Source organism: bacterium, from assembly GCA_036504735.1.
In the GTDB taxonomy this organism is placed as follows: domain Bacteria; phylum Electryoneota; class RPQS01; order RPQS01; family RPQS01; genus DASXUQ01.
In genome coordinates this window covers 170,666-197,366 of record DASXUQ010000009.1, presented here as the reverse complement: position 1 = coordinate 197,366, position 26,701 = coordinate 170,666, and the positions used below count along the sequence as shown (strand labels likewise).

The window sequence follows — 26,701 nt, the reverse complement described above, 5'->3', positions numbered from 1 at the left end:
TGTCGGTGTAGGGGCCGGTCTTAGACCGGCCCGCTTTTGATGAAAATTCCCCGCCATGCAAAAGCCCGAAGCAATCGCTTCGGGCTTCTTGAACTCTATCCTGCTCTCCGGCTTACGCCTTCTTCAGGTGGCCTTGCAACAGCTTGTTCATTTCGAACATCGAGACGGCGCCCTTGCCGAACAACGCGCGCAGCTTCTCGTCAGCATTGATCATGCGCTTGTTGACCTTGTCCTGCAGGCCGTTCTTCTTGATGTACTCCCACAACTTCTTGGTGATCTCCGTGCGCGGCATCGGCTTGTCGCCAACGACGGCGCCGAGGATGGCGTCGGGGGCCATCGGGGCCATAAAAGCGGGATTCGGCGCGCGCTTGACCTTCGGCTTCACGGCCTTCGGGGCGGCCTTCTTCGGGGCAGCGGCCTTCTTCGGGGCGGCAACCTTCTTCGGGGCGGCCTTCTTCGGCGCGACCTTCTTCGGGGCAACCTTCTTCGGGGCGGCCTTCTTCGGCGCGACCTTCTTCGGAGCGGCCTTCTTCACAGGGGCGGCCTTCTTCGGGGCAGCCTTCTTCACGGGAGCGGCCTTCTTCGGGGCGGCTTTCTTCGGAGCAGCCTTCTTTGCGGGAGCGGCCTTCTTCGGGGCGGCCTTCTTAGCGGGAGCTTTCTTCATGAGATTCTCCTTCGGGGTTTACGGTTGGTCCACAGAGTGTGAACAACGTTGAGTGAACTGAACTCAGGCATAGGGACCGGCGCAGCCCGCTTCGTCAGGCGGAAATCGCGCCGGTATCAGGATCTCGCCGGCCGCCAGAACAGCCAGCCACAGTGCAACGCGCTAATATACTCATGGGACGCTCTCTCTGTCAAGGGCTTTTCGCCGTTACTCCTGATTCTTCCCCGCGCGCTCCGCCTTTCTCATAGTGCGCTCACACCTCCCGCTCTCTCCCCATCGATAAACCCCGCCGCTCACTCTCAAACCACTCCCTAATCTCAACTTGAGTCCCAAGGCCACATACTCCCATTTGCCGGTCAAACACCCTCCCGCCCGCTATGAGAAGCTCCTTGCCTGCGTCGCTTCCCCTAAGAAAGAGAGGCATTCCCCCAGTGAAGAAGGGCTAAAGGCTGAAAATTTGAAAGACCGCTCTACCCGCCGACCTCGCTGCGTATAGTTGTGCTGCCCTCACACCACAGCAACCTCGTGTAGGGGCGGGTTAAGCAGAAGAATGTCGCCAGACGGTGGATGCCTTACGCGCAACCCGCCCGTTTTGATCCCGGCAATAGCAAGACGGGAGGGTTGCGGAGTACCTTAACCCTCCCCTACGGCTCTACGCTGCTTAGCCCTTCTTAAACACGAACCACGCGCCCACCGCTATGAAACCGAAGCCGATCAGGGTATTCCACGTCGGTCGTTCGTTCAAATAGAGCGTCGAGAAGACCGCAAAGACCCCGAGGGTAATCACCTCCTGAATCGTCTTCAGTTGGGCCGCATTGAACTGCCCGTAGCCGTAGCGGTTGGCCGGCACCTGCAGGCAGTACTCGAAAAAGGCAATTCCCCAACTGGCCAGAATGGCAATCAGCAGCGGTGCGCTGCGGAATTTCAGATGCCCGTACCAGGCAAAGGTCATAAACACATTCGACAATGTCAGCAGCACAATCGTTCGCATCAGCCCTCTCTCCCATAGACAATCCGCCTCCAAACCACCGCTCAAAATAGCCATTTCCCCGCCGCCATGCAAGCGCCCGCTGCACAAATACCGCCGAGCCGGGTTGAGCCGGATCGTTCCTTCACATTCGTTGATGACACAACCCGGCCGAAACCAAGAATCCGGAAGGGACCGCGCGGTCTTCCGCGCTGTCCCCCCGCCGGTAGGCGGCCCCGGGTCAAGGGGTCACCTCTTGCTGTGGGCGCCTCTCGGGGCACAGAACCTTGTCTCACAAGGCCACCGGCGGGTCCGCAATCCTGATCACACTTTCGAAAATTTTCTCTCATCTTTTGACATATTTGAAATGATGCGGTCGAATCCGGATACCCTTTTCAACTATACCAACTATACCGTAACCGCCCGTGCCACGGCAAATTATCCCGAGAAAAAGGCGGGCTTTCTCTTGTGCTCCCGCTTTGGCTTGTGTATGTTATGCATCCCACAGCGGGACCCCCGCCGTGTCGAAAACTTGACTTTGATGACCTCCCATAGCATTGGTAAAGGACATGATGATGATGAGACTGTTAGCTTTCTTTGGCACGTTACTGTTCGTCTGTGCGCTGGCATTTGCCGGCTCCCCCGCAGAGAGCGTTTACCTTGGCGCCGTGGCTCCGGGTTCGTCCGGACTCTCGCAGTTTGACACCGCGGCGTTGAATGATCTGCTCTCCCAGACCGATTCCTTCGGCGAGCACAGCGGACGTTCAACCGATGCAAATCGCTTCTCGCGTTGCGGTTGCACCGTGGAATGCCCGGCTGGTGCCCGCCCCGAAGGCGAGCCCTGCCTCAACCTTTGTGACCACTATAACGGCGGCTGTTTCTCGACACCCCCCGCGTTCATGCCCATCGCCTGCAATGACGTCATCTGCGGCAGCGCCTTCTCGTGGTTTTTGATCCGTGACACCGACTGGTATGAACTGACCGTCTCCGAGCGTGATACGGTCACCTTTACCGTCACCGCCGAATTCGATGTTCTGGCTATGATCCTTGGCCCCGGCGCCAACGGCTGCGAAGACCGCGTGGCTTATACCGCCCCCGCCGTGGCGCAGGAATGCCATCCCCTGACGGTGAGTGCCGTGCTGGATCGTGGCACCTACTGGCTGTATGTCGCCCCGGCCCACTTCCAGTGGATGGGCTGCCGCACCTACGTCGCCAGCGTCAACTGCTCCCCGGCGGATAATCAACTCGCCGCCGAACTGCGCAGTTTTGATGCCGTACCCGAAGCCGACGGCGTGACCGTGCGCTGGCAGACGGTCGCGGAAAACCGCAATGATCATTTCGAAATCGAGCGGGACGGCCAGACCGTTGCCCGGGTGAACGCCACCAACAGCGCCAGCGGCGCCCGCTACTCGTGGACCGATCAGTCGGTGCAGACCGGTGAATCGTACACCTACACGCTGGTCGCCGTGGATGTGCTGGGCAACCGCACGGTGCTGGGCAGCCGCGATGCCACCGCCACCGCCGGCAACCCTGCCGAAATCACCGACTACGCTCTCTATCAGAACTTCCCCAATCCCTTCAACCCCACCACCAGTCTCAGCTTTGATCTGGCGGAGAGGGGTTTTGTCACGCTCAAGCTCTACAACATGGTCGGTCAGGAAATTGCCACTATGGTGAACCGCACGATGGACCAGGGCCACCATGTCGTACACTTCGACGGCACCAATCTCCCTTCGGCCATGTACCTGTACACCCTGCAGGCCAATGGCTACACTGCCACCAAGAAGATGCTGCTGCTGAAGTGACCGCCCGTTGAACAAGAATCGAAACACAAGACAGGGCGATCCGCAGGGGTCGCCCTGTTTTCTTCTCCTCACCTACTACCCAGCACGCTCCCGCGTGCTGGATTGCCTTGGTGGTTGCTGCCCTCCGGGCTGACGGTCCGCTGAAGGCGAGATCTCGGCTCCGCCGGACCAGAGGCCGCCGCTAGGGATCAATGCGGAAGGGACCGCGCGGTACCCCCGCGCTGTCCCCCCGGCAAAGCCGGCCCCGGGTGCAGGGGTTACCCCTGCGCCTCTATGGTCTAATTTGTTCAAGGCGGGCCTGTGCTCTGGGTGTGCCGGAGATATTGCATCCTTTCCCGATCTCTCGCCATCCCAATTACTACCTATAGCAACTATAAAAATCCGTTCGATCAACCTACAGCGGGAGCAAAACGGGGTGGTGTTTTTCTGTAATAATTGTGCTGAGATTGCCTCGCTTCAGGATAGCTCCTATATTTCTGTTACCATTTACGGACCATCTTGAGCATTATTATATTCACAGGAGCCATAATGAAGAGTTCTTACTGGCTGTGTACCTTTATCCTGATCATGAGCACCTCGCTCTTTGCTACCCCCAGTGTGATCCGGTCCGGTGCGACCCTTGGAAAAGCGCCGCTTCCACCCAAAGTGGAAATCCAGCAGATTATGGCGCAGATTGATCAAGCTCGAGCCCTTGATCAGGAGCCTGATCCGGCTCTGTTTGACCGTATCGATGAATTGACTGGAGAATCCCGCGGCACCCGGGGCGGGGCACTGGATAAGATGCCGTCCGCTTCCAGCACAACCGATACCCGCCAAGGGGGGGAAGATTGTGCCAATGCCTTTACCATTCCCGCGCTGCCCTTCAGTGAGTCCGGTACGCTGGGCTCAACAGACAACTGTGCAGGGCGTCCTTACCGCGATGTGTTCTACCGCTACACGGCTATCCAGAACGGCAACCACACTTTCAACATGTGCGGCAGTTCCGGAGACACCTACATGCGGCTCTGGACCGAAGGCACCTGCTGTGCGGGGAACAACGTCGCCGATGACAACTCCTGCGGCAGCGATTACGACCCCTCCCTCACGCTGGCTCTTTCCACCGGACAGATCATCTACATCGAATGCGGCAAGTACAACACGTCCACCGCCAGCCCGTACAACTTCCGGGCTTATGGGCCCAATGTTCCGCCGGCCAATGATCTGTGCGTGAATGCCGAGCAGGTGGCCGTACCGTCCCAGACTATGGGCACCACGCTCCATGCGTCGCTGGATGCGATTCCCGCCTGCGGCAATGCCGACGCGCCTACTGCGCCCGGCGTCTGGTACCGTGTCAATGGCACCGGCAACATGATGACCGCTTCCCTATGCGACGTTTCCGCCGATTGGGATACCGAACTCAGTGTCTTCCTCGGCCCCTGTCCGAGTCTGACCTGCGTCGGCGGCAATGATGACTATTGCGACAACCGCTCGCAGGTCACCTGGTGCTCGGTGGCCGGCGTGCAGTATTTTATGCTGGTGCATGGCTATCAGGGGGCCTACGGGGGGTTCCGGCTGGACATCACCGATAACGGCATCAACTGCCACCAGCCGAACTGCACGGACATTCTTCCCTGCGGCACTCCCGCCGAAACCGAACCCAATAATATCTGTCCTTCGCAGCTTGATCCGCTCACCATCACCTGCCCCACTGATGATACCGGTGTGGTGGAAACGCTGCTGTATGGCACCCTATGCCCCGCCGATGACCATGACGTGTACCGGGTTTCCGTTCGCGAGCGCTCGGTGATGACGGTCATCCCTTCGGCGGGAACAGACTGTGACTCGCTGCCTTCGCCCTGCATCCAAAGTGATGTGCGGGGTGAAAACTGCGAGCTGCTTGACTCCGGCAGTTCGACCGGCTGGGTCCTTACCAACCCCGGGGACATTCCGGTTACCTTCTATCTCGATGTCCACGGCGACGGCGCCTGCCTGAACCGCTATAAAATCGCCACGTCCTGCTGTCCGCTGCGGGACTACTGCGCCAACCCCATCAATGTCGGCGAGACCACAGACTTCAGCCTGCTGGTAAACACCTGCTGTGCCACCAGTCCGTTGCCCTTTGTCTTTGAGCGGGCCTGCAGCGGCACCATGTATGCCGCGGGCCGGGCGGTCATCTTCCGCATTCATCCGGCGGCGCCGGCCATTGTAGACCTCAGTGCCATCGGCGGTGATGCGCAGATCATGGTGTTCACCGATTGCTCCAATCCCACCGGCACCTGCATCGCTTCTTCGGACACATCCATCACCCATGCCGAACGGATCGACAGTCTGCACCTTGCGGCAGGTGTCTACTATGTCGCCGTTTCCCGCTTCAGCTTTGACTGCGGAGACATCACCCTCAGCATTCACAGTGATGTCATCCTGCCGGTGGAACTGGCTTCGCTCACGGCCACCGCCGGGCGCAATGAAGTCACCCTGCACTGGCAGACGGCCTCCGAAACCAGCAATGACCACTTCGACATTGAACGTGATGGGCAGCGGGTCGCCACCATTTCCTCGCAAGGCAACTCACCGACAGGCCACAGCTACACCTGGACCGAAACCGGATTGGAAAATGGCCGCGTCGCCCACTTTGACCTGTACGGTGTGGACCTGAACGGCGGGCGGTCGCTGCTTAAGAGCGTGGAAGCCACGCCGGAAACCGATGGTCAGGCGCTGATCATCCAGTACGCGCTCTACCAGAATTACCCCAATCCTTTTAATCCCACGACGCGCATTGCCTTCGATCTGCTCGAGCAGGGCCATGTGTCGCTTGGCCTGTACAATCTGCTCGGCCAGCAGGTCGCCGTCATCGTCAACGGGACTCTCAATCCCGGCCACCATGTGTTGAGTTTCGATGCATCCTACCTTCCTTCGGGTGTGTATCTCTACCGCATCGAGGTCAATCAGTTTGTGGCCGAGAGAAAAATGCTCCTGATGAAATAGCGTTTCCCCAGCCAGCACCGGGCGGTTTTGCGCCGCCCGGACACTCACGGATGGAAGGGCGGACCTGCGGATCCGCCCTTTCTGTTGGCCTGTCTTATAATATCATCTTGTATCAAAACTACTTACGAAAATAAATTCGTAATATATAGCACATCGTTAGCTGAAAGCCACCCATATTCCGCATATACCACGCCATATTTTTGGTAATGCCCTTACAACTTCAACATCAAACAGGAGGTCGAGGAAATTATTGAAGTTAGAATATTCGCCAAGGCGTTTACCCTATTGACTCCGCTTGACAAATTGATATCTTCTTTTCTATGCAAAGTTGCTCAGAAGAGACTCCCCATGATCGCCTTTGCCTTTTGCCTCGTCGCACAGCGAGCCACAACTTCCTGAAAGGAACGCCTTCATGAAATACCTACTATTTGCTTTTACCCTGCTCCTCTTCGGCCTGACCACAGGCTTTGCCCAATGGACGATTCCTGATACCACTCGTTGTCCACAGCCGGGAACGGGAGCGGAGTCCCCGTGGATCAGCAACGATAACCTGCACCTCTATATGAGCAGTATGGCCTGCTTGGGTGTCTTCTCTCGCCCGTCGGTTGATTCGGCGTGGGGGCCGCGAACAGACATGCCAGACCGCATATGCCTGACCCCGACACAGAGATGTCCGGCTGTCAGTCCGAATAATGACACCCTCTACTTCATCGGCGACGCGCGCACGGATTGCGAGAACTTCGGCCTGTGGGACGTTTACTACACCATTCGCACCGGGCCGTGTGACACCTGCTGGGGACCAGTGCATAATGCCGGGCCGAATGTCAGTTCCAGCGACCGGGAATTCTCCGTGGGCATCAGTCGGGACGGGGGAACTCTGCTGGTGTCCTCCAGCAGGGGCGGATACGGTGTCTTTCCGGTGATCTACTGGCACGAAAGGCAGGCCGATGGCACATGGGGGCCGGCCAATTTGTACCCCCCGGAAATCAATGATCTCGGCCACCTGTCTGGGCACGAGCACCCGTGTTTATCGCCAGATAACAACCGCATCTTTTTCTGGCACACGGGCCAAATGATGGGCGACATCTATGTCAGCGAAAAGGTGAACGGAGTGTGGCAACAAGCCGTACCGTTGCCTTCGCCTCCCAACAATTACCCGCAAGTAAGCTGCGACGCCGATCCCTGCATGGCGGTAGATGGAAGAACCCTATGGATTCGTGAATCGCCCTACCCCTGCGAAGCCTACCGTATCGCGGTCACCATCGACACCTCCAACGTGGCAGCAACCCCCCGGCAGCATCAAGAGTCGAAGCCCAAACCAACGCTATCTGCCATTGGGGAGGGTTCAGGAAGTCTTAGGCTGGCGTTATCCGGCGTAGCCCTCCACGGGGAGCAAGTAGTAAAAATCCATGACATCCTTGGACGACTGGTAGGACAATATCCCGTCACCTTCACTTCAGACGGCCAGCACAGTTCAAGCGTCCTACCGAAACTATCGCTGTCGGCTGGGACCTATCTCATTTCCATTCAGCTTTATCACGGTACAGTAAGTACCAAGTACAATACGATAGAGTAACTTTTGACAGGAGGCCGCTATGCGTCTATTCTGGCTGATCACATTCCTGGTAGTGCTTGCCGCTTGGGGCTTTGCGCAAGCACCATATGACCCCCGCATTCCCCGCGTGGATTGCGAAGCGGTCAACTCAGGGACGCCCATTACGGGTATTACGAGCGGGACGGGACGAGTCAAGATTCTGTGGATTGTCTGCACCGCGGATTCCGCTTCACTTCCCCAGAGTTGGCCCATCGGACACGATCCAGGACAGCGCGTCTGCAATCCGGTAACCTACCGGATGCCATCTTGGGCAAGTGCCGCGCTCGATTCGACTGTGCCGTGGAGCTTGTCCCGCTACTATCTCGACCAGTCCGGGCGAAAGTTCGGCGTGTACGGGAAAGTGGTCGGCAGGGACAGCATCACCGTATTCAAGTGCGATCCGAATCAGGCGGTACGCCCCATCCATAGTGACCAGAGCGGCGGAACGGCGTTCTTTAACAACATCATGGCCAAGGTAGACTCCTTTGTAGATCTACATGAGTTCCTCCCGACCCCTTCTTCTCAGGATGTCGAATACACAATCTTTGACATCTACGGCCTGGCCGAGGCTTGTCAAGCGGAAGGCGGCGGAGTATCGGGCTTGGCTGATTGGTACACCTCCACACACCAGACGAATAGCCTGGGACAGTTCATCCGTGTCCGAACTGGCGTAACCTGCTGGAGTGTTGCCGAACAAGCGTATACAAACAGCTTCTGCCAAGGGTGGGGTGTGTCGGATCCTGTTTCGGCTGCATACTGGCCGAACATAACAATCGCAGCCCACGAACTCGGACATCAAATCGGCGGCTTTCACTGGCATGGCTTCGGTGATTGCAACTATGTGGACCTGAGCGAAGGCAGCCATATTGGTTGTGGAGCACTCGATCCCATGAGCGCCGGGAATGGGTTTCGTGATCCGGAGAACGGTTACCTGGAAGGCGAGGTGTGCCCTTACAACCCTTACTGGCGCAATGGCATCAACTGGATGTCAACGGTCACCGTGGATCATCCGCTGATGAACTACGTCATGACCGATCATTTGCAGGGCACATCGAACGCTTGCCTGAAATTTCCTTCTTACCGTTCAGGTCAGGGCAGTGACCAATACTTCCTAGCGACGGCCGTCACGCGTAATAAGCCGTGGGATCGCCTCTGGCCAGCAGACGGTGTGATGATCATGCACGCGAATCCCACACAAAGCCAAAATGATCGTCGCCACAAGCGGTTTGATGTCGAACTGGCTTCGGGTCAATACACATGGACGGAACGATGGGAAAATGTGGATACGACCTGGCACTGCTGGCTCGACCCGCCATTTAACACAATTCCGTGTTCCCTCAATACGGGCGAGAACGAGTTGATTCGGAACACTGTGACGGGTCTTGATAGCTTCGACTTCATGTGGGAACATAACGATGCGTGGACGCACCCGCAGCTCGCTTATTGCACTCCGACAGAAGCACATTCTGCCGGTACCGGTGCCACGTTCTTCGGGACCGGGCGTGTCTTCAGCGATACAAGTAATCCGAGCGCAGCCGTTCAGCGAAATACGTCGCCTTGGGCGCAGGATTTGCCGACTATGGCAGGGATACAAGTTCTGAACGTGGATCACTGGGCAGGCACCTGTACGGTAAACGCCACGAGCCGTCATTGGTCGGGGGTAATCACGACCAGTGCGTTATGGCTGGACAGCGTGGTGGTAGATGACAATCTCACCATCGCCACCGGAACAACCTTGACCATTAACCCCGGCACCAAGATAAGAATCGCCCCCGAGAAGTCCATCACGGTCAACGGCAAGATTATCGCCAACGGCACGGCGGCGGCGCCCATCGTCTTTGACCGTTCCGGCGCCACCGGACTGTGGACCGGCCTCTCCATCCGCAACAGCGCCGACCCCGCCAATTCCATCAGCTACGCCACCGTCCGCAATGCGGTCAACGGCATCAGCGTCAGCAACAGCCGGGCTACCATCAGCTACGTCACCGCCGAAAATTGTCAGTGGAACGGCGTGGGCTTTGCCCGCAGCACGGGCACCCTGAGCCACTGCACCCTGCAAAATGACTCCGTGCGGGGCGCGCTTCTCTTCCGCAGCAGTGTCGCCGTGCATGACAATCTCTTCAGCGGCAACGGCGTTTACGGCCTGCGCATCTGGGGCTGCGATCAGATTCCGCTCTCCAACAACATCTTCCAGAACAACGGCGGGCTGCACCGCGCCGACTTCGCCTATTGGCCGGGTCTTGAAGTGCTGGAAGGCGCGGTCACGCTGACCTGCAACAGCTTCGACCACAACGCCGGACCGGCGATGCTGCTGCTGCCGCAAGCCTACGGGGACATGGGCACCAGCGCCCGCAACAAACTCTCGGACAACATGCAGGCGCTGAATCTGCTGGGCTACGACTACGGCCAGATCTATTTGCAGGGCGGAACGGCAGATTTGTACTGCGGCGAAAACACCATCAGTGACGCGCAGAACGCCCACACGCTGATTGACAACGAAATCGAAATCATGCCGCCGGATCAGTGGCAGGCCGGCCGCAACTTCTGGGGCACCACCAATCGCCAGAATATTCTGTCTCGCTTGCCCGCCAGCACCGTGATCGATTCCATGTTGAGCGCGACCGTCCCCTGCACGGATCCGCCTCCCACCACTTGCGTGATTGCCCCCGACTATCTGCTGTTCAAGCAGGGGTGGGATCAGGAACGCGCCGCACAATTCGCCGACGCGGTCACGTCCTATGAGAACTATCTGCTTCAATACCCCGGCGGAACCTACAAGACCGTAGTCACGGATCGCCTGCTGGTCTGCAAGTCAGCCATCGGATGGTCATGGAAGAATATCCGCAGCTATTTCCAGGATCTCGCCGCCGACAGTTCGAAAGATTCCTCGCTGGTTACGCTCTGCAAGTCCAACGCCGCTTGGTGTCTGGCCGAAGACGGAGACTATACGGCGGCTCAGGTGGAACTCGACTCGCTGCTCGATCATACCAACAAGGCCTATGACCGGCTGGCTCTATCCCTGAAACTGCTGATGGCCGAGGTGCAGCAGGATGACATCGCATTCGGCATGCAGGTGACGAATCCCGGAGGAAGTCGGCGCGGTGTTAACGGCGGCCAGACCGACGCATCGCTCGCGTCCGAGACAATGATCGACCGCATGGCCCGCGTCGAGCATCGCTTGGATTCCGTCCTGACCCTGTATGCCGGTCACGGCACGACGCTTCAGGAAGAAACCCTGCCGGTCCCGACCCGCTACGGTCTGTTCCAGAACTACCCGAATCCCTTTAACCCTCAGACCGAGATCCGCTTCGACCTGCCCGAAGCGGTCCAGGTGGAACTGAAGGTCTACAATTCCCTCGGCCAGCTCGTGTCTACACTGGTGAACGAGTCGCGTCCCGCCGGCAGCTACACCGTCACGTGGGATGGCCGCCATCTGGCCTCCGGCATGTACCTCTGCCAAATCAAAGCCGGAAATTTCACGGCCACCAAGAAGATGCTGCTGATGAAATAACCGCCTCATGCGGTTGTCGTAGGGGCGGATTGCATCCGCCCGCTGCACAAGGATAAAAACACAAGACAGGGCGACCTTTGCGGGTCGCCCTGTCTCCATTTCCCTCCTCACGAAAACTAGCCAGCGCGCTCCCGCATGCTGGTTTCCCCATGCGTACCATGCCGGAGCGTGGTGCCTAATCATGACGAAGGATACTCCCAGGAATAAGCAGAGCCCGCTCTCAGAGTCTGCCCGCTTCACTTCTTGCTTTTTCCCCTGCCCCCTTGCCCTTTCTCTCATTCTGTGTTATCTTTACCTGAATAGTCTCTTTCCCGCTTGGCAAAAATCGGTGTCGTATCAAGATGGCAGAATTTAGGCGACCTGTTCGCTGACCGCCGATCTTGTAACCTGATTTCTGTACCTTTAGCCAAACCGTCGGACCCCTCTCCTGCGGAGTACCTGTTTTCAAGGAAGCCATGCCCATGCCCCGCGCTACCACTCTACTTCTTGCTCTCTTAGCCTTTGCTGCCCTCGCCTATGCCGACACCACTTGGGTCTCGGACTCGCTGATCAGTGGCACGTGGACCTCCGCCCACAGCCCCTACATGATTCAGCGCACGGTAACGGTGGGCGCGGCGCAGACACTGACCATCGGTCCCGGCGTCTCGGTCTGCTTTGTGGGTCCATACCGCTTCAATGTGCGCGGCACCCTCCAGGCCCTTGGCACGGTAACCGATTCCATCCGCTTCACCACGGACACTTTGGCCAATCCTTCCCGCTGGCGGGGCGTGCGCTTCCTTACGGCGAACAATACGTCGGCCATGAGTTACTGCCTCATCGAGGATGGGCTCGGCGCCTCTCCGGGCGATGACCGCTACGGCGGCGGGATCGAAGTTCAGAACTGCTCCCCCACCTTTTCCCGCTGCACCATCCGCCGCTGTCATGCGCTGCTGGATGGCGGCGGTATCTATTGCCGCGATGGCGGGACGCCTGCCTTCACCGATTGTGATATCCTGAACTGCGTTTCCCAGCTCGGCGGTGGCGGCGGCCTGTTCAGCCGCAACAGCGGCCCGCAACTGACCCGGTGTACCTTCCGCGGCAATCGTACAACTTTGAGCGGTGGCGGCGTCGGGCTGCTCATGCACCAGCCCAACATTGCTGTCTCGAATTGTGTCTTTGACGGCAATTCGGCTGGGGACGGCGGCGGACTTTTCGTCTGTTCCCGGTACTGGAACGGCGCGGCAACCATGCGCCAATGTGTTTTCAGCGGCAACACCGCCACCCGGGGCGGCGCAGCCTTCGACACCTCCGCCATCGTGAGCTATGTCAACTGTCTGTTCAACAGCAACGTGGCCGCTCAGGGTGGCGCACTCTACAGCGGGGACAATTCCCGCAACACCCTCAACTTTGTCACACTGGACGACAATCAGTCGTCCACCGCAGCCCTCCACTGCCGTAATGACTCGATCATCCTGACCGGTTCCATCATCAGCCGCACGGCGCAGGGCTCAGGGGTTTACTTCTCGCTGCCGCGCTCGGCGCAGATTACGTACAACGATTTCTACGCCAATGCCACCGGCCCGTTTTCCGGCAATACGCCGCAGAACCTTGGCCAGTTGACGCGGATCAATCCGTGGGGCGACTCCTGTGATGTGGCCCTCAATCTGCTGCTGGACCCCCGCTTCGTCAATCCCGACAGCGCCAACTACCGCCTCAGCGATTCCAGCCACTGCCTGGCCGCGAGTCAGGACCTCACTCATCAGTTCTATAATGATTTTGAAGGCCTGTCCCGCCCGTCACCGTCGAATTCCCAGCCGGACATGGGCGCGTATGAAAACCGCCTCAGCAGTCCCGTACCTCATCTCACGGGCAATCTCAGCGGCCTGATCGGCCCTGGACGTTTTCTCGTGGGTGAAAATGTGGCCGTGCGCACGAACGATACGCTGACTCTTGCGGCCGGAACCACGTTGAGTTTCGCGGGAGGCACGGGCCTGCTTGTCTATGGCCTGTTGAAGGCCTTGGGGACCGAACAGGACTCCGTGATTCTTACCGTGGATACCGTGGTGTTCCCGCAGCGCTGGACGGGTCTGCAATTCATCTTCTCCGTGCGGGGGTGTTCGCTGACCTATTGCCGCTTCTCCGCCGCGTCGATTCCTTCAGGCAATGGCAACTCCAACGTTTCGATTAACCAAACCAATCCGGTGTTTTCCCATTGCGGATTTGAGCGTGGGCGCAGGGGGGTAACCTGCAACTACGACAGTTCCCGCTTCCTCTTTTGTTCGTTCACCGGCAATGAAGGCGGCATGGCCGGTAACACCACCCATGCGGTCTTTCAGGATTGCGACTTCTCAAACAATCGCGCATTGACAGGGTACTACAACGTCGGTGGAGGAGTTTACTTCTCCGGAAATCCCAACTTCACCCGCTGCGCATTTACAATGAACTCCGCAAATGAAGGTGGCGTGGTTTATGGTTCGGGTGGTGCGGTGTTCTCCCAGTGCCAATTTTTCCAGAACAGCGCCGCTTCCGGCGGCGCGGTCAGCGTTTCCGGTAATACGATGGTCTTCGCTGACTGCCAGTTCAGCCTGAACACCGCCAGCGGAATTGGCGGCGCCGCGTATGTACGCGGTCCCCTGACCTTCTCACGGTGTCAGTTCACTCAAAACTTGGCGACTCATGGTGGAGCCGCCTATATGGAGTATACAGGGACCCCTCTGTTTGAGGAGTGTCTTTTCACGGGCCATTCGGGTGGGACCTTGTACGTTACGAACAACGCCATTGTCCGCCGTTGTACGCTTTCCGGCAATGCCGGAACCACGTCTGATGCCGCCGGCATCACGGTTTCGGCGTCGACCTCCTCCACTCCACGTATTACCAGCACCATCATCGGCAACTCTCAGGGTGCGGGAATCAAATTTCAGCAAACCTCCGGCGTCACCGTCCGGTTTTGCGATTTCTTCGCCAACAGCGGCGGCAACTTCTCGGGAGCCGTCAATTACCGGCCTGTGGGAATCGGCACCCTTTCCCGTACCAATGCGCGCGGTGATTCCTCCGATCAATACCTCAATGTCTTCCTGAACCCCCTCTTCGCCGATACCGCCGCGCATGACTTTCACCTCACCGAAACGTCGCCCTGCATTGATGCGGGTGATTCCGGTTTGACGCATGACTCCGACGGCAGCTTTGCGGACATCGGCGCCTTCGCCTTTACACAGGCCGCTCACCCACCCCTCGCCTGCGCGCTGATCTCCCCGGCCGACAGTTCCACTTTCACGGTCGACCGTTTTGCGGACTTTGCCTGGAATCGCAGTTCCGATCCGGACCGCTGGGATACGGTGACCTATGTTCTGAAGCTTCAAGCGCCCGATACCATCGTCTCCGTGTACATGCAGCAGGACACCGCCCTCAGCATCAACCTCCACGGGCTGCATTTCCCTACAGACACCCCCCTGCACTGGTGGGTCATGACCCATTCCTGTTACCCGAACACCAGTGTTGCCAGTGATACCTTTCTGATCACCCTGCACACCTTGCCTCCACGCCCCCCGCAGCCCTTTACGCTGATCTCCCCGGCCAATGATTCGATCCTTACCACCGATAGCGCGGTAGCCTTTGTGTGGAGTGCCAGCATAGATCCCGATGCAGCGGATACCGTAACTTACGATCTCCATCTAACTGCTCCCGGAATCTCCATGGCGATGTCCGTACATCAGGATACTATGTACACCATGGACTTGCGCCCGCTGGGCATCCCCAACGATACCCTGATCTCCTGGTGGGTCAGTGCGCATTCGCTTCTGCCCGATACCAGCATTACCAGCGACACCTTCCGCTTCGTCCTGAGTATCCCCAACCGCTTGGGAGCAGGCCATCCGCTGCCTACCGTCTTTGCCCTGCATGCGGTCTACCCCAACCCCTTCAACCCGGCCACACGGATTAGTTACGATCTTCCCCAGCCTTGCGAGGTCCGCCTGAAGGTCTTCGATATGCTGGGCCGCCAAGTGGCCACGCTGGTGGATCAGCACATGCCCGCGGGCTCCTATGTGGTCGAGTGGAATGCCCAGGCCTATCCCAGCGGGATGTACTTCACCATCCTCACCGCCGCCGATAAACAGTTCGTCCGGAAAATGCTGCTGCTGAAATAGTGGCTGTCGTGATTTTGGCTTCTTGGAATCTTGGCTTCTGTCTTCGAACTTTTCCGGAGTCCGTGTATGTGCCGCACCGTTAGTGTTTTGATCTTTGTCCTGATCGCCTGCGCGTTGGCCCATGCCGATACCACCTGGGTCTCGGATTCCCTGATCAGTGGCACCTGGACCTCCGCCCATAGCCCCTACATGATCCAGCGCACGGTAACTGTGGGAACGAGCACCACCTTGAGCGTTGGCGCAGGCGTTACCGTGTTTTTTGACGGCCCTTACCGCTTTAATGTGTATGGCACCCTGAGGGCTATCGGCACAGCCGCCAGTCCCATCTACTTTACCACGGACACCGTGGCGAACCCGTCCCGCTGGCGCGGAGTCCGTCTGTTACAGGCCACCTCAACCACGTTACAGCATTGCGTGATCGAGTACGGCTATGCCACCTCGCCGGGCGATGACCGTTACGGCGGCGGCCTCGAAGTCCAAAACTGTTCTCCGTCCCTTTCCTATTGCACCATCCGCTACTGTTATGCTCTGTTGGACGGTGGCGGTGTGTACTGCCGGAGCAACGGCAATGCCAACTTCACCGATTGCGAGATCATCGGATGCTACTCGCATCTTGGCGATGGCGGCGGCCTGTTTGGGCTGGAATCCAGTCCGATTCTTACCCGCTGCATGGTCCGCGGCAACAGAACTCGCCAGGCCGGCGGCGGCGTCGCATTCGAATCCAACCCTGTCAATGTGGTACTTGCCAGTTGCCAAATAGATAGCAACGTCGCGGCGAACGGTGGCGGCCTCTATTTCCGGGGACATCGCCTCTCAGCCACGGTGAACAATTGCCGGATGCAGGGCAACAGTGCCGCACGTGGCGGCGGGGTGTGGGATTCTGCCGCTCATGTGGACTATGTGAACTGTCTCATCAGCGGCAATCAGGCCCCATCCGGCGGCGGGATGTTCAGCGCCGACGGTTCGCAGATCACGATGAATTTCTGTACCGTTGCCAATAATCCGGCCTCGGATGCCGCCGTATGGTCCCGCAACGATGCCCTCGCCTTGGCTGATGTCATCGTGGCCTCGCCCGATCAAGGCACCGGAGTTCATGTGGTCAACTCCGGCTCAATCAGCGCCGTATGTTGCGATGTGTTTTCCAGCGCAGGGTCCGCCTTCAGTGGTGCGATTCCTTCCAGCTTGGGCCGCAGGAGCCGCACCAATCTTTGGGGTGACTCATGTGATGCCAGCCTGAACCTGATGTTTGACCCGCTGTTTGTTAACCCGGACAGTAGCAACTTCCGTCTGCAGGACTCCAGCCGCTGCCTCGCGGCCTCTTTTGCGGCAGCGACTATTCCTGTGATGGATCTTGACAATCTGGCACGGCCTTGGCCGCAGGAATCCAATCCCGACATAGGTGCCTTCGAAAACCGCCATAGTAATTCGTCACCTAACCAATTGCATGCAGCCTTGCGGGGTACGGTGGGACCAGGCACATTTCTGGTCGGGGAGGATATCTGGGTGGATGCCGCGGACACTCTCACTCTTCTGCCCGGAACCCAACTGACGTTTGTTACACGAGGCTCATTTGTCATTCGGGGACTCCTTCTGGCAATGGGGACCGAAGAGGATTCCATAATCATCACGGCGGATACAATAGCTTCCCCCAACCACTGGCAGGGCATGGAATTCCGCAACTCTCCCTACGGTTGTCGCATGTCATACTGCCGTATTTCGAATTCCAATAACGGCAACGTCCGCATATACAGCACCAGCCCCACTTTTGATCATTGCGTCTTCGAATACGGGAATAGCGCCGTCGGCGGCGGAGTCTACTGCCAGGCGGATACCTCACATTTCCAGCAGTGTACATTCCGGTTTAACGTTGCACCCTATGGCGGGGGATCGGGCTATGGCGGGGCGGGAGCGGCCTGTATCTCCTCGAACGCGGTCTTCGAAAATTGCTACTTCAACCATAACAGATCCAGCGCATGGGGCGGCGGCCTGCTCCTTGACCAGCAAGGTGCCCCGTACGTATCGCATTGCACCTTCGTCGCGAATGGCGGTTGGTATGGTGGCGGAGCCATTGATGCTGACGCCAATTCTGCGGTGATCTCCAACTGCTTGTTCTACGGAAACTGGGCGGAGGATGGCGGTGCCATTCGAGTTTACTCGAGCGCCCGTTTCGAAGAGTGCGTCTTTGACAGCAATGACGCTCTTCAGGGTAGCGCGGCATATATATCGGGCGCACAAATTACCCGCTGCACGTTCCTTCGGAATAATGCAGGGGATCAGGCAGGGATCTTCTGCTACGGTGCGGTGACACTTGACAATTCCATCATAAGCTTTACCCGTGGCATCGCTTTAGGATTCGATTTCAGTGCAGGCGCTGTGGTTGCCCATTGCGACTTCTATGGCAGTACCGTTGCCAACTTCGGTTCCGTAAATGGATTATCGGATATGCCCCCGGGCATAGGTCGCCGTAACCGCACCAACTTCCGTGGCGACTCTTCGGACCAGTATCTGAATGTCTTCGTCAATCCGCTGTTTGCCGATACTGTGGCCCACGATTACCACCTCACCGCCGCATCCCATTGCATCGACGCCGGCGATTCGACTCTCCCCTCAGATTCCGACCACACCCGGCCAGATATTGGTGCATTCTACTTTCCGCAGTCCGGTCACTCGCCGCTGCCCTTCACCTTGATCGCCCCGGCCAACGATTCGATCCTGACTGCCGATAGCGCCGTCACCTTCCGCTGGGGCCGCGCGTCCGATCCCGACTATTGGGACACTCTGAGCTGCACCCTTCATCTGTCCCTTGCGGACACATCCTTCTCCGTCGCCGCGCCCGTGGATAGCATGTCTACTCTCAACCTCGCGCCGCTGCACCTGACACCGCCGCGCCCTGTTTCCTGGTGGGTCACCGCACATTCGCTGTTCCCCGACACCACGATCACCAGTGATACCTTCCGCTTCGTCGTGGACATTCCCGACCGCGTAGAACAGCTTCATCCGCTGCCCACCGTCTTTGCCCTGCACGCGGTCTACCCCAACCCCTTCAACCCGGCCACGCGGATTAGTTACGATCTTCCCCAGCCTTGCGAGGTCCGCCTGAGAGTCTTCGATGTGCTGGGCCGGGAGGTTACCACGCTGGTCAGCCAGCGGCAGAGTGCCGGCTTCTACTCGGTGGAGTGGAATGCCCAAGCCTATCCCAGTGGGATGTACTTCACCATCCTGTCCGCCGCCGATAAACAGTTCGTCCGGAAAATGCTGCTGCTGAAATAACGCCATCTGGGGCCGGGCTCCCGCCCGTCCACACCAAAAGAACCGAAACACAAGAAAGGGTGGCCTGCAAAGGTCGCCCTTTCTCTGTGGGCTGAGGAACGGGCACGACATGTCCGGCGAAGCCGAGATCTCGCTCTGAGGATCGTGCCCCTTCTACGGATTCCGATCCTCTTTTCGTTTTGCCCGCAGACCCCCATCCCCCGGCCCCTTTCCCCATGAAATGGAGAAAGGGGAGCAGAGCAGGCAGCTACCCCGTCTCCACGTTGAACCCTTACGACGCCGAGCAGGCGACACAGGTGCAGGGCTTAGCCCTGCCGAGAGGCAACAGTGGTCAAAATCCAACATCTCGGACAACTATCAAAGAAACAGCAGCTAAACGTTTCGAATAATTTCTCGATCCCGCGAAAAAGCTTTGCGCTGCACACCAAAAGCGATTAAAATAGAAGGTCGCGTTTTCCTCTGTTTTTTCTGATGGTTTCATGTCTACGAATCTTACTACTGCCCCACCGGTGGCCGATGCCATCACCGAGCTGGTCTCTCGCGCTGCCGCGCTGCGGGATGCCGGCAAGGCGGCGGAAGCGTTGCCCATTTTCCGCATGGCCGCCGAACTCGAGCCCGACTGTGCCGAGTACTGTTACCAGCTTGGCCGCACCTGTTTGGATCTGGATCAGTGCGATGAGGCCGCGCTTGCTTTAGCCCGCGCGGTGGATCTCTTTCCCGCGCATTGGGCCGCGCGCTACTGGCTGGGGGTCACCTATTTTCGGCTGCAGGAATGGGAAGAAGCCCTCGAACATCTGACCTTCATCACAGGCCGTGAACCGCTTTTCCCCGGCGGACATTTCTACTTCGGCGTGGTTTGTGAGGAGCTGGGACGGCTCGATGATGCGCAGGCCGCTTATGAGCGCGTCATTGCCTTGGACCCCACCGATGCCCGCACGCATTTCTTTCTCGGCTGTCTGACCGCTGGACGCTCGCAGATGGCCCGCGCGCGCACGGAGCTGGATATTCTGGAAACTCTCGATGCCGACCTGGCCCATGAACTCGATGAATGCTTAAGCTTCTGTGATGCGCTGGACAAGCTCGGCCCTTCCGCCACCATTAATTTTCTCGAGAAGAAATCGGTGGATGGCCGCTGGATCGAAGTGCTCGAAGCCCCCGATTCCCGCATTGCCCGCGAATTCCTGAAAGTCCGCCGCCTGCGCCGTCCCGGCTATGAGGTGCGGGTCATCACCCCGCGTGAAGGCACGTGGAGTCTAAATGACGCCGGTCTGCATCTGGACAAGCTGCTGCCCTTTCAGGTGCATCCGCGCTTGGCCAAAACCACGGGCCGTATCATCGGCACACCCCATCCCGTGTCTCTTGCCGCCGCCCAAAGCGGGGAGACTGACAACTACGTCGTCGAGGTCGAATGTGGCCATTGCAGCCACGCCTGGCCCGATGCCGTCCGCCCCTCCAAACCCACCCTCGTCCGCTGCCCCGCCTGCGGCACCTCCAACCGCATCGAGCCCTAAACTCATCTTCTGAATACTCCAATAGTTACGAAAATAATAGTGTTATATATCCCGCACATCCCCTGCGGGATTTCTGTTTTTCCGTATATATCACGCCACATTTTTGCCTATGCCTTCACAACTTCAAGGTCAAACAGGAGGTCGTGAAGATTATTGAACTTAGAAACAGGTTGGGCAAGAAAGACCCATTGAAAACAACTTGACAGAATGTTATGTTGTTTGCTAACGATCCATATCTCCGGCTCGTTGCATTCTACATCCAACCACAGTACTTTTAAGGAGGGTTTACATGCGTGTTTTTTCTTTCTGGCGAAGACTGCTCATCGGCCTGCTGGTCGTCACCGGCTTGCCGCTGGCCGTCTATTCAACTTCACACATTGTACCGCATGGGAGCGTTCCCAGCCCGAATGTCCCGGGGGCTCAGGAGTACCGCTTCACCGTGAGTAACGGCGACAAGTGGACCTGCGCTGCCTATCCGGGACAGCCATGCGCGGACAATTGTAACGACGGCGCTTGCGCGATTACCTCGGCTCCGTTCCTGGACTGCGTAGACCTCTACTGCTCATCCCAGCCGCAGGCGGGAACCCACTGGACGGTATGTTCGTCCGGCGGCACGGGCACGGATTACTGGGAATGCCAGAATATTGTTCATTGCTGTGTCACTATGGACGAGGACTGCGCCGCACAACAATTCGGCAGCATGGGGGGCCGCGCCGAACAGAAACCTGTCATCAAGGTCCGGCCCTGCAAAGACCAGGTGCCTCCCGATAAGTTTAATGCCAATTGGCTGCCTACCTATGGGGATTACCTCTGCTTTGAAGTCAGCGTCAACATGCCTATGGAAGTCCTGGTGGAACTGAAGTCTTCCACCTACGAGGGCATGGCGATGAATGCGCCGCTCCTCCCCGATATCCTCCGGACAGACGACGTCAGCGATATTGCCCCCGTGTCGGGGGTCAACGGCTGCACCATGCAAGGCCCCACCTTCGGGGCGGACGGCCAAAGCCATTACTATTGGCAAGCCCCCATGGATCCGCAGAATCCCATGCGATTTTTGCTGCGGATTCAGGACTTCGGTGCCATCGGCGATTTTCGTGCCCTGAATACTGCGGATTGGAAAGTCTGTGATGGTGTGCAGATTCCGCCAAACTACAGCCGCTTTACAAGAAACACCGATGACGACGGCGACGGGCTCACCGCCTTCGAAGAATACCGGGGCTTCATGACCCAAACCGCCTGTACAGCGCCCGACTGCCACGTGCGTACGAGTACGGATGCGAGGGACTTCAACATCAAGTCAGGATACCCGTGTCAGCAACAAATCTCTTATATGTTGAACCATGATGGACTTTTTTGGGGTACCTGGAGCCTCGCTTCCAACCTTTTGCCTGGTGCGCAGTGGCCAGAAAACCACCCTTACGATTGGATTGATGTGAATGACCGCGTGGGGGAAAACTTGCTTGTCCACAACTGGATGTGTGATCCTCCAAATTTCACGAACCCGAACAATTTTTATCAAGAAAACTACCACAAGTGGCATCAGGGATACATACCCCGGGCCTACTTACTTAATACCGAAGGTCTTGTGCCGCCGCCGGACGAGAAGGTTACTGGACGCTGGATAGGTTGGCTTCCTGGCCGAGGCTGCGGAAACACGGATTCGCTCGTGGTCTACAGATTAGCCATCGATGCTTTGATGGACTTCTATGCAAACAGCAACAATGGCTATTACATGCCGCTTTCGCGTTGGGAAACCTATCGAGACGAATTTGTTGACCGGGACTGGGTCCATGAGATGGGGCATGCACTCGGACTCAACGACATAGAAACTGCCGGGCAGCCGGACTGCGCTATGCGCCAAGGTAGTTACATTGTAGTACCCTCGGGTGACCAGTCAGGTGATAACTGGAATTCATTCCATTTCTATGGCACTAGCATCAGCTTCCTCTGCGGAGGCCTGGCTGGCGAACCGGGCTTACGCCCATGAAACAGCTCATGAATAAGTCACTTGCCTTAACCTCCGAGTGGAGTTTACTATGAAACAAAGACATGTCTGCAAAACATATGGACCTCGCAACTTGTTGGGACTCTTTCTTGCTTGTATTCTTGTGTCACTTCTGATTCTTCACCCCGTGTCTGCGACTGAACATTTCGCGCTGAAAGTAAACCATGGTTTGTATGGTGGCAGCGAGTGTATGGGCGAGCCGCAACGCCAAGACGCGTTTCTTGTTGGTATGACGGGAACACTTGTCGTGAACGTTGATTCCCCCGAGCCCATCTCCTTATCCTACGAAGGAGTCCGGGACTGGTCCTGGCCAGAAGCGTTGACGCTCGAGGTGTGCATCTCCAACACCCCGGATACCGCTGATTTTCGCCCATCCGCCGGTGTGTTGAGGCAGCTTGGCCTGCGATACTTCGTCGAACTCCATCAAGCTCAAATGGACAGCCTCTGGCGGACCCAAGGTGTGCAGGACACAAATAAGTCAGACATTCTGCCGCGCTTCTGGTTCAACCTTGACCTATCGCCGGGATGGGCGGGCAAATATCTCTGTGTCCGTGCCCGCTATGATAATCCGCGTTACGGCAACCTTTCTACGGAAATCCGCTGTTTTCCCATCTCGGCACCGTGCTCGAAACGGGACTCGGCACTGGTGAACTTGGGCAACATTGTGGCCTCAGGTTACTCGCGCGACTACGCTCGCACCATCGCCATCACGGACTCGCTTCTCAAGACCGGCTGGTCAGATCGTGTAGCCCTTCGCTTCGCCATCGAGTTCGCCAGTCGATTGCACCGGCACGACGATGTTCTTCGCTATATAGATATCCAGTTCGAGCGCTATGGAAACATCGGTTTCTGGGGCGGCGAAGAAGTGGTGCCCGTCACCACCGAATCCCGTGCGCACTACGATAGTGTCCGTCACAACATACTGCGGCTGAAGGCCGAGTATGAACAGCAGCAACACTAATCCACAGGATAACCTCTCATGTTCAAATATGTCCTGATTGCGCTGCTGGGCTTGGCTCTGGCCGCCTCGGCGCAGTCCTTCCTCGTCCCGGAAGGCAACTTCTTTGCCATCCCTAACGTCAAAACACTGTCCACCAGCTGGGCCCTCGAGGTCACCGATACGAGCCATCTTGGCCTGAGCTTCCCCACTGATTTCGACCTGCTGAAGCTCTCCGCCACTGACTATCGGGCCGTGATTCTTGAAGGCGATGCCCCGCACTTTACGACCTTCCACATTGATCAGCAGGGCGGCCTGCCTTTCAGCGGCCTGATTCGCGCAGGCGCCGCCCCGTCCGGCTGCGGCGATGCCGTGGCCATGTGCCTCATGCAGCAAGGGACCTACTTCGATCCCGACAACGACCGCCTCGCCGTTGCTTTCCAGACCGGAGCCACCATTGGCATCTACCGCTTCGACCGCTTCAACGGCGAGTTTATTATTGACCGCACTCTGACTAACCCGGCCATCACCCGACCGGCAGGAATCTACTGGGCGTTCAATCAGTTCTTCGTTACCGATAATGAAGCCAAGCGCATCTTCCGCCTCACCGATCAGGGTGCGCTGCTATCCGTTTACGGACGCTGGGGCCTGTTCACCAACGGCTACAGCACCCCGAGTGACATCTCCGGCTATGTCGATGACAAGGATTTGGCTCGCTTCTATGTCAGCGATGCCAGCCTCTCCCGTGTGGACTGCTTCACCGCCACCGAATCCGACACCGGATTCCATCTCGTCTCTCAGGCGTGGCACGTGACCGCCGATTCGTTGGTCTCCGGCTTCCGGCAACCCGCGTGCTTCCCCGGTGTCGGCGTGGTCTCCTTCGACCGTTTCAGCAAAAAGTTCTTCTTCTGGAGTGGCAACGATTCGCTGGGAAATTCAACTCGTCTTGTCCAGACCAGCCTGGTCCAGCAGGCCACTCCCATCCAAATCTGGTCAGTCGGCGGCCGTTTGGTCATGGCATTGATCGACAGTGCAAGCGGTGGCTGGACGCTGGCCTCGTACACGGTCAGCGGAACAACACTCGACAACCCAACACCCTATCCTACGGACCATTGGACCCTCAGCATGTCCCCCGTGTTCATTGGCAACACGTGGCATGTACAGACCGGCACCACCCTCACCATCGATTCCGGTGTGGAAGTGCGTTTTGAGAAAGGGGCGGGGCTGGTAGTAGATCAGGGGGGACGGCTGGTCGTCAATGGCAGCGGCTTGGGCCGGGTGCTCTTCCACGCCGCCCATAGCGGTGAGAGCTGGACCGGCCTGAAGGTTTCCGGCGGCTCGATCTCCCTGAGTTACAGCACCGTTACCGACGCCGATTCCTTCTGTCTCTTCGCCGACCAACCCGAACTGACCGGCAGCGTCCCCTTGGTTCTGAACCATTGTGACCTCGACGGCAGCAAACTGCTGTACGGCTCCGACGCGCTGCGCATCCTTGGCAAGTCCGAACGCAAAATGACTGTCCTGAACTCCCGCATCCACACCACCCCCAAAGGCCGCGGCCTCTACCTCTACGACTGCATCGCCGAATTCATCGGTGACACGATTCAGGGTTGTGACACCTCTAACGCCTATCTGAAGCAGGTGACGGGCACCTTCGCAAGCTGCGTCTTCGAGGGGCGCTCCCAAGGCCACGGTGTGCTGTTCGCCGGAACGGGCTGTACTCCCAACTTCCAGTGCTGCCTGTTCAAGAATCTGGCTTCGTCCAACGGTGCGGTCCCGCCGCTGTTTGCGCTGAAGGGCACCGGACCCACTTTCGGCTGGGAAGGCCTCACCACCGGCGTCAGCAACGTCATCAGCGATTCGGCCAACACTCTGCTCTACTTCTACAATGACAAGGTCATGCCGATCATCGACAACGTCAACTCCAGTGGTGGACCCGGCGGCAAGAACGACTGGTATCAGCGTAAGAGCGGCGGCTACTATCTGGCGTGGGACGGCGCAGTGCAGCCGCCGCGTTACCCGGCTCAGAACCAGCACTGGGACCACAAGCTCGTGTCCACTGACTTTTCCCCGTCCATGAGCTATTTCGCCGTGGATACCACCCGCACCAATCCGTGGGGCCTCTGCGGCAATGGCCAGGGCATGATGATCGGACGTGACGGGACGGGGCAGAGCATAGTCCGCTCGGGTCGCAGCCTCGATGATCTGGAAAGCGATCTGGCCCTGTTCAATACCGCCATGACCGCCGAACTCTCCGAAAACTACAGCGATGCCCAGCGGGACTTCCACACCGTGGCTTCCGCCACCGCCGACAATCGTCTGCGCTGGCAGTCATTGACCCACGTGATCACCACACAGCGGCACCTCGACGGTGCATCCGGCGACGCATGGATCCCCGCTCTGCTGGACAGCACTCTTGCGATGGACAGCAGTGCCTACACCGCGCGGGTCTACGGCCACCGTCTGCTTGCCGCCTATCACACCGACCGTGAACAGTACAACACGGCCATGACCCTCTGCACGGATCTTCTGAACAGCGGTCTGACCTTTCAGGATTCGCTACTGGTCGCCATTGATCTGGTTGGCATCCAGATGCTTGCCCCCGGCGAAGAGTCCGGCAGCGGCCTTGACGGCGCACGCCGTCCGGTTATCCCGACGAACTTACAGGTCCGCTCAGTGGCTCAAGGTCTGATGCTCGAAGGGGATCTGCTCCGCCAGTTCGGTACGCGCGGTCACTCCGAAAAGCCGATGTCCACACTGCCGACCAGTTACAAACTCTACCAGAACTACCCCAATCCCTTCAACCCGCAAACCGAAATCCGTTTTGATCTTCCCGAAGCCGTGCGCGTCGAACTGAAAATCTACAACTCGCTCGGCCAGCTCGTCACCACGCTCGCGGATCAGGTCAGACCGGCGGGCAGCTACACGCTGCTCTGGGATGGCACCAGTTCCTCCGGTTCGGTCGTCGCCTCTGGTCTGTACATCTACCAGCTTCGCGCCGGTGCCTTTACCGATGCCAAGAAAATGCTCCTGATGCGCTGACCCGCGCTGAATTTAGCCCCAAAAACAGGCGTTCCGGCCCTTCGGAACGCCTGTTTTCTGTTTTTCACTTGCTTTTTTGTTCAAAATTTCGTATATTTGGTCCGTGACAAAGGCTCTCCCCGTGCAACTCCCGGCCAATCGAAAAATCGTCCTATTCAGGCAGTCCAAGCACGGTTTTCGGCCCTTTTTCAGCCTTTCAGTGTTTCAGTATTTCAGCATTTTCTTCAGGTTAAGCAGTTCGTTTGGTAAAAAATATTTTTCGCTGCCCAAAGGAACTTTGAAATCTCGCAAATCGTTTGTAGATTGA

12 protein-coding genes are annotated in these 26,701 nt (G+C 57.9%); 10 read left to right on the top strand and 2 right to left on the bottom strand.

Annotated features, from left to right (window positions below):
- Window positions 1–112: 112 nt before the first annotated feature.
- Window positions 113–664 (bottom strand): SWIB/MDM2 domain-containing protein, encoded by a 552-nt coding sequence (locus tag VGL38_08260; GenBank protein ID HEY3295417.1) that lies wholly within the window; start codon window positions 662–664, stop codon window positions 113–115.
- Window positions 665–1,325: 661 nt separating this feature from the next.
- Complete coding sequence (locus VGL38_08255; GenBank protein HEY3295416.1) at window positions 1,326–1,655, bottom strand: DMT family protein; 330 nt, start codon at window positions 1,653–1,655, stop codon at window positions 1,326–1,328.
- A 551-nt stretch (window positions 1,656–2,206) separates the two neighbouring features.
- On the opposite strand from VGL38_08255, the gene VGL38_08250 reads away from it, so the two are divergent.
- The 10 genes from VGL38_08250 to VGL38_08205 all read left to right on the top strand — a co-directional run bounded on the left by VGL38_08250 (window position 2,207) and on the right by VGL38_08205 (window position 26,394).
- Entirely contained in the window at window positions 2,207–3,436 is a 1,230-nt protein-coding gene (locus VGL38_08250) for a T9SS type A sorting domain-containing protein (GenBank protein HEY3295415.1), read from the top strand.
- Between the two features lie 528 nt (window positions 3,437–3,964).
- Window positions 3,965–6,400: a T9SS type A sorting domain-containing protein gene (locus VGL38_08245; protein HEY3295414.1), complete on the top strand. Its 2,436-nt coding sequence runs from the start codon at window positions 3,965–3,967 to the stop codon at window positions 6,398–6,400.
- 412 nt (window positions 6,401–6,812) lie between these two features.
- Window positions 6,813–7,976, top strand: a complete 1,164-nt coding sequence (locus tag VGL38_08240; protein ID HEY3295413.1) for a T9SS type A sorting domain-containing protein — start codon at window positions 6,813–6,815, stop codon at window positions 7,974–7,976.
- 19 nt (window positions 7,977–7,995) lie between these two features.
- Window positions 7,996–11,505, top strand: coding sequence for a right-handed parallel beta-helix repeat-containing protein (locus VGL38_08235; GenBank protein ID HEY3295412.1), 3,510 nt, complete (start codon window positions 7,996–7,998; stop codon window positions 11,503–11,505).
- A 461-nt stretch (window positions 11,506–11,966) separates the two neighbouring features.
- Entirely contained in the window at window positions 11,967–15,629 is a 3,663-nt protein-coding gene (locus VGL38_08230; GenBank protein ID HEY3295411.1) for a right-handed parallel beta-helix repeat-containing protein, read from the top strand.
- 66 nt (window positions 15,630–15,695) lie between these two features.
- Complete coding sequence (locus VGL38_08225) at window positions 15,696–18,899, top strand: right-handed parallel beta-helix repeat-containing protein (GenBank protein HEY3295410.1); 3,204 nt, start codon at window positions 15,696–15,698, stop codon at window positions 18,897–18,899.
- A 479-nt stretch (window positions 18,900–19,378) separates the two neighbouring features.
- Window positions 19,379–20,410 (top strand): tetratricopeptide repeat protein, encoded by a 1,032-nt coding sequence (locus VGL38_08220; protein ID HEY3295409.1) that lies wholly within the window; start codon window positions 19,379–19,381, stop codon window positions 20,408–20,410.
- 289 nt (window positions 20,411–20,699) lie between these two features.
- Window positions 20,700–22,397 (top strand): hypothetical protein, encoded by a 1,698-nt coding sequence (locus tag VGL38_08215; protein HEY3295408.1) that lies wholly within the window; start codon window positions 20,700–20,702, stop codon window positions 22,395–22,397.
- Between the two features lie 265 nt (window positions 22,398–22,662).
- Window positions 22,663–23,376 carry a hypothetical protein gene (locus tag VGL38_08210; protein ID HEY3295407.1) on the top strand — a complete coding sequence of 238 codons (714 nt, stop codon included), beginning with the start codon at window positions 22,663–22,665 and terminating at the stop codon, window positions 23,374–23,376.
- An 18-nt stretch (window positions 23,377–23,394) separates the two neighbouring features.
- The gene (locus VGL38_08205) at window positions 23,395–26,394 is read left to right on the top strand and encodes a FlgD immunoglobulin-like domain containing protein (protein HEY3295406.1); all 3,000 of its coding nucleotides are present in this window, start codon (window positions 23,395–23,397) and stop codon (window positions 26,392–26,394) included.
- Window positions 26,395–26,701: the final 307 nt, after the last annotated feature.